At 30.0% G+C, this 13,973-nt stretch carries 8 protein-coding genes and 2 tRNA genes; 4 read left to right on the top strand and 6 right to left on the bottom strand.

Features of this window, described 5'->3' with window-relative positions; all coding sequences use genetic code 4:
• The first annotated feature begins 117 nt into the window (after positions 1 to 117).
• Positions 118 to 270, top strand: a complete 153-nt coding sequence (locus tag T395_RS03635) for a hypothetical protein (RefSeq protein WP_156933066.1) — start codon at positions 118 to 120, stop codon at positions 268 to 270.
• Between the two features lie 25 nt (positions 271 to 295).
• Here the strand turns inward: T395_RS03635 and T395_RS0101250 are convergent, their stop codons facing one another.
• Positions 296 to 2,365: an MYPU_1760 family metalloprotease gene (locus T395_RS0101250; RefSeq protein WP_029512695.1), complete on the bottom strand. Its 2,070-nt coding sequence runs from the start codon at positions 2,363 to 2,365 to the stop codon at positions 296 to 298.
• Positions 2,366 to 2,598: 233 nt separating this feature from the next.
• On the opposite strand from T395_RS0101250, the gene rpmF reads away from it, so the two are divergent.
• Positions 2,599 to 2,799, top strand: coding sequence for a 50S ribosomal protein L32 (gene rpmF / locus T395_RS0101245; RefSeq protein ID WP_029512694.1), 201 nt, complete (start codon positions 2,599 to 2,601; stop codon positions 2,797 to 2,799).
• A gap of 41 nt (positions 2,800 to 2,840) precedes the next feature.
• Here rpmF and ruvB read toward each other — a convergent pair whose 3' ends face one another.
• From ruvB to T395_RS0101220, 5 genes are all read right to left on the bottom strand, one after another.
• The gene (gene ruvB, locus T395_RS0101240; protein ID WP_029512693.1) at positions 2,841 to 3,791 is read right to left on the bottom strand and encodes a Holliday junction branch migration DNA helicase RuvB; all 951 of its coding nucleotides are present in this window, start codon (positions 3,789 to 3,791) and stop codon (positions 2,841 to 2,843) included.
• Complete coding sequence (gene ruvA, locus T395_RS0101235) at positions 3,763 to 4,377, bottom strand: Holliday junction branch migration protein RuvA (RefSeq protein WP_029512692.1); 615 nt, start codon at positions 4,375 to 4,377, stop codon at positions 3,763 to 3,765. Before ruvA ends, ruvB begins: the two co-directional genes overlap by 29 nt.
• A 112-nt stretch (positions 4,378 to 4,489) precedes the next feature.
• A tRNA-Leu gene (locus T395_RS0101230) sits at positions 4,490 to 4,572 on the bottom strand.
• Positions 4,573 to 4,622: 50 nt separating this feature from the next.
• Positions 4,623 to 4,698, bottom strand: a tRNA-Thr gene (locus tag T395_RS0101225).
• Positions 4,699 to 4,755: 57 nt separating this feature from the next.
• Entirely contained in the window at positions 4,756 to 5,448 is a 693-nt protein-coding gene (locus tag T395_RS0101220; protein ID WP_051617783.1) for a hypothetical protein, read from the bottom strand.
• A gap of 272 nt (positions 5,449 to 5,720) precedes the next feature.
• Here T395_RS0101220 and rpoB point away from each other — a divergent pair, with 272 nt between their 5' ends.
• Both rpoB and T395_RS0101210 read left to right on the top strand, forming a co-directional pair.
• Positions 5,721 to 9,353: a DNA-directed RNA polymerase subunit beta gene (rpoB, locus tag T395_RS0101215; RefSeq protein WP_029512690.1), complete on the top strand. Its 3,633-nt coding sequence runs from the start codon at positions 5,721 to 5,723 to the stop codon at positions 9,351 to 9,353.
• Entirely contained in the window at positions 9,346 to 13,836 is a 4,491-nt protein-coding gene (locus T395_RS0101210; protein ID WP_051617782.1) for a DNA-directed RNA polymerase subunit beta', read from the top strand. Before rpoB ends, T395_RS0101210 begins: the two co-directional genes overlap by 8 nt.
• Positions 13,837 to 13,973 lie beyond the last annotated feature (137 nt).

Genomic DNA, 13,973 nt, shown 5'->3' with positions numbered 1-13,973 from the left:
TCACTGTTTTTTAGTAAATTCAACTTGGAAACTCGGGATTTTATGTGTGTAATTTTGAAACATAAAAAACGAATATGTCTTTTTTATAGACATATTCGTTTTTTTAGACTTTCAAACTTGGAAACTCGGGATCATTACACTGTTTGAAATCCTTTAAATCCAGACGAAGAAATTACAGCTTATAATGTTCATCATTATGACATTAAGCCTGTTGATCAAAAAACTTTAACTGAGATTGAAACTTATTGAAATCTTAAAATTAAAAAATAATCGGGGAACCGATTATTTTTTCATGTTAAGCAATTCTAACAACATTAAATCCATCTTGGTCACTATCAGCCTCAACAATTTCAGGTCAAGAAAAACTTATATTACTACTTGCATTCGGATTAATATATTCTTTTGAATCTGAATTAATTATTGGTCGATCAGGCAATGGGTCAGTAAATTGCTTAATTAATTCGCTATTTTCTATTTGATTGTTATTATTAACATCTTCTCATAAATAAATATAACTACCTGTATAGTTCTTAATATCGAATTCATCTGTTTTATAGGCAATATAGTCATTTTTATTAGTTAAATTATTAATGTTATCCAACACATCGCTTGGTCTTAATATTTGATTTGAATGAATTTTTTCATCAATTTGTGGCTTATTAAATGAATTAAATCTTATTAAAGGCACATAATTGATATTAACTATTTTTTTAACATTATCTTTTACAAAAACAAGCGCCTTATATTTGCTTGAATCTAAATAACCTGTTAAAGAAACCTTGCCAATTACATTATTATCTGTATTGATGTTAATGTCTGTTCCATTTTCACCAGAGATAAATGATCATTCAGTTCTACTCTTCATTTGTGAAATCAATTTGCCAAATCCCATTGATTTTAAGAACATTTTGTAAAATTCTTTATAAACCGGTTCCTTACTTTCAGCAATAATATAATTTCAAATATTATTTTCAAATGTTTGAATATTTGTTGTTTTATCTGAAATTGGCATTCCATTATTGTTTGTTCTTGCTCAATCTTGTACATAAGTATTATTTGAAAAGTATGTTGACTTTTCTCCGTTTTTTAAATATGCTGTAGCAAAGTAATTTTGTGATAAATAGTAGCCTTTATCATTTAATGATGCCGCGGGCGTTTCATACATTACCGAATAATAAGGTTTATAAGCAAATTTTGTTCATTCTCTCGGAATTAATTCAACTATTGAATAGTAATAAGGCAGGTCTTGAGGCGAGTATTCAGAAATTACATATTTGTTTAGCTCATTTTTTTTATATTTAAATGTAATTTTTTCTTGATTGCCATATAAACTAGCAAAGCTAGAAATTTTGCTGTAAATACTTTGATATTCAGCTGCGTTATTTGAATTGCCTAAGGCAAACAATTCTTGAGTGGTTAAAATTCTACCTATAAAGTTTTTTTCTGAATCTAATCATTCGTTTTCATTAGCATTTATTGGTTTTTCAGCAAAATTTAAATAAGTTTTAAATCCATTATAGAATTCTTTATAAAAATAATTAATAGTTCTTGCTTTAGAATGGTTTTGTCTATAAGAAACAGGAATAAATTGATCGTTATAATCATAGTAATTAACATATGAATTAGCTCAATGGTGCATATATTCATGGAATAATACAGGAATTAAAAATTTTACTTTTTGATCTATTTCATAGCCTTTTTCAGCAACAAATGATCCATTCAAAAAAATTGTTTTTGTGCTTGGTGTATAAAGACCATTAGCATTGCTCGCGCTTACTCTCGCATCATTAATATTTATAGAATCTAAATACATTATTTCAGGTCCGAAAGTTTGTTTAGCATAAAAATGATTAGCTAAAAGAGCTAAACCTTCTTTGCCTAAAAGAAATCTAGGTTTTTGTTCAACTTCTTCATTTTTATCTGCTTCATTAGACAAGATTTCTTCACTTTCATTTTCAGAATCTAATGTTTTTTTATAAGTTCCATAAGAATGATCTTTGAATTTAACACCATTTATTGGGTCAGTATAGACCAACACTAAAACATTATTTTCCATTTTGTATGAAAAATATTCGTCTTTAATTCAATTAGCTGAATTTTTATTTAAATCATCAAGCAATTTTTTTGTTTTATCTTGAATTTGAAAATTAGGATCATAAGTTATTTCTTTAAATGACTTATTTGACACAGACATATTGTCTTCAATTTCTAAAATGTTAATGTCAAGATTGCCTTTGCTTCCTCTAATTATTATTGAACCTTTGCTTCAGTTAGAATAAATTAAATAAGCTACGCTAGATAAAGCACCAACTGTCACAAAAATTAAAGAACTAAGAATTAATCATAATTTTGAACTTTTTTTCATTTTGCCTCTTTACATTAGCCTATTTAATTATATTTTTAATTATTTTATATATTTTTAAAAGATTTTAAAGTGTTTTTTAATTAACTCCATTTTGTCTAATAAAACTTAAATAAAGTAATAAATGGCAAAATTACAGTATTCAAAAATAATTATTTTTTTAAATAATAAAATAATCTTTTTTATTATAATTAGTAAGAATTTATTACGCGTAAAAAATATAAAGGAGGACAGACATGGCTATAGTTCCAAAACGTAAAACATCTAAACAACGTAAACACAAAAGACGTACTCATGATGCTTTACCTGTTCAAAATTTAATCTCATGTAACAATTGTGCAAGCATGATTCAACAACACACAGTATGCTACTCATGTGGTTTTTACAAAGGCAAAAAAGTTGATGGTTACAAGAGTGCAGACTCTCGTGCTGAATAATAACAATGAAAAACAGCTTAGCGGCTGTTTTTTTATTGCGTTTACACATTTTGATTAATTAAGTAATCAATACCCTTTGTAGTTATAGTTCTGCCTCGCGGACTTTTTCTGATTAATTTCAGATTTAATAATAATGGTTCAATTTCATAAATTAAACTATCTTTTGGAAAATTTAATATTCCTGCTAATGATTCTAATGAAGCGTATTTAGTTTCAAAAACTTCATTTAAGGTCATTAAATAATCAATATGATCACGATTTAAACCTAAATCATATAAATCTAAATGTTGAAAAGTTTTTCTCACTGTTTGTTTAGTGATATATTCTTCTTTTTCAATTATTGAAAAATCAAAAACTCTTTTTAATAAATGATTTGCTACTCTTGGTGTATTTCTTGAATATCTAGCGATTAAATCTAACACTCCTTGTTCAACAGTAATCTCTAATTTTTGTTGATTATTTTGCAAAATTTTAATTATGTCTTCTTGTGAATATGGATTTAATTTCGCTTTAAAACCGAATCTATCTTTAAATGGCTGACTAATTAGATTAGGTTTAGTTGTAGCAGCTATTAAAGTAAAAGGTTTTAGATTCATTCTTAAAACTTTAGAATTTCCTTCTGGACCTATAATTAAGTCAATTTTGAAATCTTCCATTGCGTTATATATAAGCTCTTCAATATTATTGTTCACGCTATGAACCTCATCAATAAATACTATGTCATTATTATTTACATTGGCAAATACCGATAAAATATCTGACTTTTTCTCTAATAATGACCCTTGTAAATAATGAATCTTAACATTTAGTTCTTGAGCCAAAATTGTTGCTAAAGTAGTTTTACCCACCCCCGGCGGACCATAAAACAAAATATGATCAATGGCTTCTTTTCTATGTAATGCTCCACTAATCATTGTTTTCAAAGTAATTTTTAATTTTTCTTGACCAATAAATTCATTAAAATTAAGCGGTCTTAAGGTTTGTTTGTTCATAATCTTTAGAAATAAATTTGATAGCTGTTTCAACCATTTCTTCAATATCGTTAGTTACATTCAAATTATCAATTGCTTTTTCAATTTGATTATTTTTGAAACCAAGCATTTTTAAAGTTTCTTTAACTTCTAAAATATTGTTGTTCTTTTCTAAGTTAGCTTGAATTTCCTTTTTATTAGTTGAATTAGTTAGCATTTTGCTTCATTTACTTTGCAATTCATTCACTACTGATCTAGCAATTTTCGGCGATATATATTGAATGCCATTTAACTCTTCACTTTGACCATTGGCTATCAAATTTGCCACTGTTTCTCAACCTTTATTTAAAATACTGCATGCTACTCTTGGACCAATTCCTTGCATTGCAATTAAATCTAAAAATAAAAGTCTTTCTTTAAAATCTTTAAAACCATATGTGGCTTGTAGATAGTCATTTTTGATTTCATGTAAATATAATTTTAGCCTCATCTTTGGTTCAAATCTCTCACTACAAGGCACAATTATTGAATAACCCACTCCTTGACTTTCAAAAATTAAGTTATTTCCATTTTTATAAATGATTTCTCCAACTCTGTATAAAACCATCTTTTTTCTCCTTTCAATTCATCTAATCCATTTAGTTAAAAGTTGAAAAATTTAAACAAAAGTGGAAAAAATATAAAAAAAAGCTGGTTTTTTCCAGCTGGCGCATTGCAAATGGTGCGCAAGGAGGGACTCGAACCCTCACGCCGAAGCACTAGAGCCTAAATCTAGCGTGTATGCCAATTTCACCACTTGCGCTTGTATGCTTACTTGAGGAATCGAACCTCATTAAACCTTTTTTAAGCATATGGTGCCGCCTATAGGACTCGAACCTACGACCTACTGATTACAAGTCAGTTGCTCTACCAACTGAGCTAAGGCGGCTTATTGCTTGAATATTATAGCATTAAAATAATAACCAAACAAAAATTTTTTATTTTTTTATCACTCTTCTCTACGGAATGTATTTGTGGCTCTTTTATAATCGAAAAGTTTAATATTACTTTCGATTATATTAATTAAATAATCATTATATTTTTGGCAATTAGCAGTATTAAAATAAAGCAAATAAAAATAAGCTACTAAAATTTTTTGTTGAATTAAATACTCTTCTCAATATGTGTTATAAGAATCTAGAAAAATTTTTTCTTCCTTATCATTTAAATTATTAAGGACTATAAACGATGCTAAATCAAAATGCTTATCACCATTCATTAAGAATTGCGAGTCATTTAACTTAATTTGATCGTTATCTTCAATCAAGTTGCTATTAAATCAAAATAAATTAGTAATTCTTGTGTTATTTGACTTGCTTAAAATAGTATTTATTCTTTTGAAATATTTATCTAAAACTTCTATTTTATAGCCTAATTGATTAAATATCATCCGATATTTTTTTATAGCTCAAGCTAATTTATTTTTACCAACAGGCAATTTGCTTTCGTGAATTTCTAACATTAATTTTGCTGCTTTGATTAATGATTTTTCATTGTTAAACAAAACACTTTTATCTTCTAAATGTGCATTTAGTTTTACATAATTTATTGAATTTTCAAAGTCATTTTTATTTTTAAGTTGTTCATAAATATTTTTTCAGTCAGTCGACCGTTCATTAAAGTTGATATTTTTAATCATAAAAAAATTATATTAGAGCTTAAAATCAAAGAAAATTTATTTAAAAGATTTTTTTGTGCCCAAAAACGCTATAAAAAAGCATTTTTAATTAAAAACATAAAAAACTTATTTTTATTTTCAAAATTATTGTTTTATGGTAATATTTTTTTACATGCAATACATTAATATAATATAAATATATATTTAATTCATAAATTGAGCTTGATGATGATAACTGTCTGGCTCCTTTTTGTTTTTTATTGCATAAACAAAATATTAAGGAAGTGTAAAGTATGAATGTCAATGAAAACTTAAAACCCGCTTACAAATTGCGTAAATTTGGTCCTATCACAGAAAGACGTGATTATTCAACTACAAAACAAACTTTAAACATTCCTGATTTTCTCTCTACTAGCAAAGAATCATTCGAATGATTCAAGAAGAGTGGAATTGAAGAATCATTACGTGAGCACTACCCAATAGTTGCTTCAAATGGAAAATTAACTTTAGAGTATATTCATTCATCAGCTTATTTAGAAATGCCAAGTGGCAAAGAATATGAAGCTGTTGCTGATGCTAGAGTTAAAGGAATTAACTATGCAGCCAAACTTCATGCTAAATTTAAAGTAACCGCAACCGAAACTGGTGTCGTTCAAGAAGACACAGTGTTTTTAGGCGAAATTCCACTTATGACATCAGGTGGAAGCTTTATTATTAACGGAAGTGAAAAAGTTATCGTTAGCCAGTTAATCAGATCTCCAGGTGCATACTTTGGTCGTGGTGTTCGTAACAAACAATCAGATGACTTGTTTAACAAATTAGAAATCTTGCCAAGAATTGGTTCATGATTAGAAATTTCTCACAAAGTTACAACTAAAAATGTAGATCCAGTAAAAATTAAGATTGACAAAAACAAAAATGTTAATTTAACCACATTTTTAATGGCACTTGGTTTTTCAGTTGAAAACATGAAAGAATTGTTTGGTAATTCAAATGAATTAGCCGAAACAATCAAACGTGACAAAAAAATTAGTGAATATGGCGACACACTTGAAGAAAAAATCAGATATTGCCAAGAAGAATTATTTGGTGTAATTCGTCGTGGTGACCGTATTACTGATGATTCAGTAGCAAACTTAATTCCAGGTATTTTATTTAACAAGAAACGTTACAGCTTAAATCAAACTGGTCGTTACATGTTGAATAAAAAACTTAATTTAGTTGATCGTATTTCAGATACTATTCTTGCTCAACCATTAACAATTTTAAATGATGAAGGCCAGGAAGTTCATTTAGAACCAGGAATTGATATAACACACAAAATTGCTTTATTAATTCAAAAGAATTTTGATGATGGCTACTTAAAATCTGTTGAAATACCAGGCGTTAAGGCAGATATAGTTTATGGTAAATTGCTTAACAACACACAAAGCAAGCACCTTAAAAAGATGACTAAAATGATTTCATTGTTGGTTTATCCAAACCGTAAATGAAAAGATAGAGGTAAAGAGCCTGTTTTAGTAATTGGTACAGATCCAAAAGCAACTGAAACTCACTTAATAATTTCAGATATTGTTGCTGCAATTAATTACTACTTCAATCTTTTAAATGGTATAGGACACGACGATGATCCAGATTCATTAACAAACAAAAGAATTGTTTCTGTTGGTGAATTAATGCAAAATCAACTTAATGTTGTTTTAACTAAACTTGAAAAAACAACTCGTGAAAGAATGGGTGCTAAAGAACCTGATAAAGTTAATCCAAAGAATGTTACTAACAATAAATTAGTTTCAACACAAATGAAAACATTCTTTAACTCTTCAAAACTTTCACAATTCATGGACCAAATCAATCCATTAGCTGAAATTTCAAACGAAAGGCGTATTACTTCTTTAGGACCTGGTGGTCTTAACCGTGATACTGCTCAATTCGAAGTGCGGGATGTTCATGCTACTCACTATGGTAGAATTTGTCCAATTGAAACCCCAGAAGGACCTAACATTGGTTTAATTTTAAACTTTGCTACTTATGCCAAAGTTAATGAATATGGTTTCTTACAAACACCATATTATAAAGTTGAAAATGGTGTTGTTAACTATGAGAAAGTTGAATATTTAACAGCAACAGAAGAAATTGGTTTTTATATTGCTCAATCAACAGTTAAAGTTGACGAAAACAACCGTATTATTGACAAGCAAGTAACAATGCGTCACAATTACACTTACGTTTTAGGTGAGCCTACACAAATTGATTACATCGAAGTTGCTTCAAACCAAATGGTTTCAGTAGCTGCTGGATGTATTCCATTCTTGGAAAATGACGATGCTAACCGTGCACTTATGGGTTCTAACATGCAACGTCAAGCAGTTCCATTATTACAAACAGAAGCTCCATTTGTTGCTACAGGTTTAGAATCAGCAATTGCTAAATATTCATCAGCTAACTTTGTGGCTAAAAACGATGGTGTTGTTGAATATGTTGATGGAAGCAAAATTAAAATTAGAAATAATAATGGCAAATCAGATAGTTATTCATTAAGAAACTTCCAACGTTCAAACCAAGATACAGTTGTTCACCAAAGACCGCTTGTTAAAATTGGTCAAGAAGTTAAAAAAGGCGACTTATTGGTTGACGGATCAAGCTTTAAAAATGGAGAATTGTCATTAGGTAAAAACTTAGTTGTTGCCTTTACAACATACAAAGGTTATAACTATGAAGATGCCATTATTCTTAACGAAAGATTAGTTAAAGAAGATGTTTTAACTTCTATTCATATTGAAGAACATACAATTCAATTTAGAACTAGTCGTATGGGTGATGATGAATTAACCGCTGAAATTCCTAACGTTTCTAAATATTCAATTCGTCATTTAGATGAAAATGGTGTTGTTAGGGTTGGTTCAGAAGTTATGCCGGGTGATGTTTTAGTTGGTCGTGTTTCACCTAAAGGTGATGACAACCCTTCACAAGAAGAAAAATTATTATCATCAATCCTAGGTCAAAGATTAACCAATGTTAAAGACACATCATTAAAAGTTAAAAATGGACATGGCGGTACAGTTATTGGCGTTGAAGTATTGAGCCGTGACAGTAATGCACAATTTGAAGATGGCATTGACAAAATTGTTAAAGTATCAATAGCTGTTAAACGTAAAATTCGTGTTGGTGACAAAATGTCAGGACGTCATGGTAACAAAGGTGTTGTTTCAATCATTCTTCCAGAAGAAGATATGCCTTATTTAGAAGATGGTACACCAGTTGATGTTATGCTTAACCCACAAGGTGTTCCATCACGTATGAACATTGGTCAAGTTTTAGAAATCCATTTAGGTATGGCTGCTAGATCATTAAATTGCAAATTTGTTACACCAACATTTGATGGTATTAAGAAAGAAGAAATTTTCAATTTAATTAAAGAAGCTAAATTACCAGAAAGTGGAAAACAATATTTAATCGACCCAATTACAGGTAAGAGATTTGATAACCCAGTTTCTGTTGGTGTTATGTACATGCTTAAACTTAACCACATGGTTGATGATAAAATGCACGCTCGTTCAGTTGGTCCATACTCATTAATTACTCAACAACCACTTGGTGGTAAGAGTCAAAATGGTGGTCAAAGATTTGGTGAAATGGAAACTTGAGCTTTAGAATCATACGGTGCTACAAATGTTCTTCAAGAAATTCTTACTTACAAATCTGATGATATTAATGGACGTAACAAGTTATACGCTGCTTTAGCTTCTGGTAAAGAAATGCCAAAACCAGGCACACCAGAATCATTCAATGTTTTAAGTTATGAACTTAAAGGTTTAAAAATGAAATTTGATTTATCTTACGCAAATCAAGATGAGCTTGATGGCAAAGATTTTGATCAATTCTATGATGATAATATAGATATTCAAGGAGGTTTAGATGAATAATTTATTCAATAAGAAACTTCAGCCAAAAAGTGTAATTGAAAAAATTACATTATCATTAGCTACTCAAGAAGATGTTAGTTCATGATCTCATGGTGAAGTAACTAAACCAGAAACAATTAACTATAAAAGTTATAAACCTGAAAGAGAAGGGCTTTTTGATGAATTAATTTTTGGTCCAACCACTGACTATAAATGTCCTATTTGTGGTACCAAATACAAGAAAAGCGATGAAAACACAATATGCCATAGAACAGCAATGTGTGAAAAATATGAACCACAAATTTTACCTAAAATTACTCGTCGTAGTAGAATGGGACATATTCATTTAGAAAACCCTGTTGTTCACTTTTGATTCTTTAAAATTGATCACTCAATTATTGCAAAATTATTAGGTTTAAAAGTTGCTAATACAAATCGTCCTGTTTCAAAGGCAGATTTGGAAAAACTTATTTACTACAAAAGCCACATTGTTCTTGAAACTGGTGGTTTAGAATCATTGAAAAAGAATAGTATTATTGACATTTCAGATGCCGCTATCATTTATCAAGATGCTTTAATTGAATTAAAAAGCAAATTAGATAAAGACGATCCAGATTATGAAGAAAAATACGAAACTATTTCAGAAACTTTAGAAGAATTGCAAAATTTTGCTACTTCAAAAGTTGGTAAAGATTACGGTATTGATTTCTATGAATATAACGAAATCATTGAAGAATATAGTGATGCTAAAATTGGCACTGGTTCAAGAGCCATTGAACATTTACTTAAAAACCTTAATTTAGAAGAAGAATTAGCAAAAGTAAATGAAGAAATTAGAGAAATTAATGCTCATATTGCTAATAATCCAGCTTCAACCAAAACTCAAGAAAGAGCAAAACTTTACAAAAGATTAAATGTTATTAATTCATTTATCAATTCAGGTCAAAGCCCATTAGATATGCTAATCTATGACTTACCTGTTTTACCTGCTGACTTACGTCCTTTAATCCAATTGGATGGTGGTCGTCACTCAACTAGTGATGTCAACGAATTATATCGTCGTATCATTATTAGGAACAATCGTCTTAAAAAATGAGAAGAAGATGATGCTCCTATGCTAATTAAGCAAAATGAATATAGAATGATTCAAGAAGCAGTGGACTCATTAATTGATAATGCTCGTAAAAAACCAACTCCTGTTTCATCAAAAGATGGACGTCCATTGAAATCTATTTCTGATGCCTTAACAGGTAAAAAAGGTAGATTCCGTCAAAACTTACTTGGTAAACGTGTTGACTATTCAGGTCGTTCAGTTATTGTTGTTGGACCAGAATTAAAAATGCACCAAGTCGGTATTCCACGTGAAATGGCTGCTAAGTTATTTGAACCATGAATTATTCGTGAATTAATCAAAGGTGATAACAATATTAACTCAATTAAAGCTGGTAAAAAAGCAGTTGAAAACTTAGAGCCAATTATTTGACCATACGTAGAAAGAGCTATTGAAGGAAGACCGGTTCTTCTTAACCGTGCTCCTACATTACACCGTTTATCAATTCAAGCTTTTGAACCTGTTTTAATTCGTGGTAAAGCTATTAAATTACACCCATTAACATGTACTCCGTTTAACGCGGACTTCGACGGTGACCAAATGGCTGTTCACGTTCCAATTAGTGATGAAGCTGTTAGAGAAGCCAGAGAATTAATGCTTGCTTCAAAAAATATTCTTGGACCTAAAGATGGTGAACCAATCATCAACCCTGGTCAAGATATTATTCTTGGTTTATACTACTTAACCATGGAAAATCCAAACGCTATTGGTACAGGTTCATATTTTGGTTCATACAACGAAATGCTTACTGCTTATGAAAATGGTAAAGTTCACTTGCACACCAGAGTTGTATTGCCAATTGAAGCTATAAACAAGCTTTATTTGAACTACCCTTCAAAAATGAAATACATTATTTCAACAGTTGGTAAATTCATTTTTAACAGAGCTTTTCCTAACACATTTGAATTCATTTTTGGTAAATATGTAGACGAAAAAGAAGCTGTTCATACTTCAAAAAATGCTAAAGATTTTGAAAAATACTTATTACCTTATGGCGCAAATTTCGTAGAAGAAATTAACAAAAGACCTATTAATTTAGCTCTTGGTAAAAAAGATATTGCTAAAATTGTTCGTCGTGTATACAACGAATATGTTGCTACAGTTAACATCGAAAGTATTTCTACTGTAATTAATGACATTAAAGAAATTATGGAACAAGATAATTTAGCCTCAAGATTAAGTGAACTAAAAGATTACAAAGGCGAAAATATCACTGGTTCTCATATTCAAATTCTTGAATCAATCATTAATGATGAATACAAAATTATTGATGAAAAAGCTAAATTCTTAGCAAGAGGCATTGAAAGCCAATGAACAATTTATGATTACACTAAATTATTGGAAAAAGTGTGATTTAGATACACAAACAAAGTTGCTAATATTCTTGATGATATTAAACAATTAGGTTACCATTATTCAACAATTTCAGGTACAACTATAGCAGTTAGTGATGTTTTAACCCACTCAGCAACTAAAGAAAAAATTAAAGCTGGTGATGAATACATTGAACAATTAAGAGGTTACTTTGAAAGAGGTTGATTAACAGACGATGAAAGATATTCATTAACAATTGCTAAATGAACAGAAATTAAAGACCAAATTGAAAAAGATCTTAAAGCTTTAACTAAAGAACATCCTCACAACCCATTATTTATGATGTTTACATCAGGTGCCCGTGGTAATTCATCTAACTTTGTTCAATTAGCCGGTATGCGTGGTTTGATGAACAACAACACCAAAATTTTAAAAGCCGATGCTGAAAACGATCGTGTTGTTCGTTCAACTGTTGAAATTCCTGTTAAATCATCATTCCTTGACGGTTTAACAGCTTACGAATTCTATTCATCAACCCACGGTGCACGTAAAGGTCTTACCGATACAGCACTTAACACAGCTAAATCAGGTTACTTAACTCGTCGTTTAGTTGACGTTGCTCAAGGTATTGTAGTTAGAGAAGAAGATTGTGGAACTGACTATGGTTTTGAAGTTAAAGACATAATGGATACCAAAACAAACACAGTTATCGAAAGTCTAGCTGAAAGAATAGAAGGCCGTTTCTCAAACAAACCTATCTTAAACCCACAAACAGGTGCTTTAATTGTTAATGCTGATCAATTAATTACTCCTGAATTAGCTCAAGAAGTGGTTAATGCTGGAATTAAATCTGTAGAAATTCGTTCAGTATTATCTTGTTACACACGTAATGGTGTATGTAAAAAATGTTATGGTAAAGATTTAGCCTTTAACCGTGTTGTTAATATTGGTGAAGCAGTTGGTGTTGTTGCCGCTCAATCAATTGGTGAACCTGGTACACAGCTTACTATGCGTACATTCCATACAGGTGGTGTTGCTGGTGTTGAAGATATTACAGGTGGTTTCGGTCGTTTAATGGAATTGATCGATGCCTATGATTCACCATGAGGTAAACCAGCCATAATTGCCAATAAATATGGTAAAATCACCAAAATTGAAAAACTTAAAGATGTTCAAGGCACTAACGGAAACGATCTTCACATTTACTTAACTTCAGTCAATGCTGATGGTGTTGAACAAACTGAAATCATTGATACTAAGAGTGACAGACGTCTTAGAGTTAAAGAAGGCGATGAAGTTGTTCCTGGTCAAAAAATTATTGAAGGTCCAATTATTTTAAATGAATTATTAAAAGTAGCTGATACACGTGCTGTACAAAACTACTTATTAAAAGAAATTCAAAGATTGTACCGTCTTCAAGGTATTACAATTAGTGATAAATATATTGAAATTATCATCCGTCAATTATTGTCAAAAATTATTATTATTGAACCAGGAGATTCAAGATTCCATGCGGGTTCATTAATTGATATTTTCGCTTACCAAAAAGAAAGTGCGCGTTTAATTAGTGAAGGTAAAAAACCACCATTTGGTGAAGTAAAAATTAAAGGTGCAAAACAATCTCCATTGTTATCAGAATCATTCTTAGCTGCTGCTTCATACCAAGAAACTCCAAAAATTTTAGTTAATGCTTCGATTGCCAACAAGCAAGATAGACTTGAAGGCTTGAAAGAAAATATTATTTTAGGACGTAAAATCCCAGCGGGTACTAATTCAAATTACGAAGTTGGTGGAAAATATGATATTAGAGATCCTAAATCATACTTTGTTGGCAAATATGACCCAAATAATGTTGAAGAAATTCTTACAAATGAAGACATTGAAGACGAAGTAAATAATTTATTAAATAGTCTTGATTTCACAGCAACTCACGAAAGTGAAAATGCTAAAAATGAATATGCCGATAATGATGAAGATTCATTATATGATGATTCAGATATTAGTGATTCAGACTTTGGTTTCACAGATGAAGTTGAAGACGCTAACGATTACTTTGACTACGACAGTGAAAAAGAATAATTAAAAAACTCAAAAAATGCGTAAAAAATGCGCATTTTTTCTTTTTTTGCCCATTTTTTGCCTAATAGGCCGATAAATCTTTATAAATGTAAAGCGCGGTAGCCAAATTTACCAAAAACAATAAAAATAGTATAATT

The sequence above is a fragment of the Mycoplasmopsis iners ATCC 19705 genome (assembly GCF_000701805.1).
Classification (GTDB): Bacteria; Bacillota_I; Bacilli_A; order Mycoplasmatales; family Metamycoplasmataceae; genus Mycoplasmopsis; species Mycoplasmopsis iners.
Note: the sequence above shows the minus strand (reverse complement) of the source record. Positions and strands in the feature narration are given on the sequence as shown.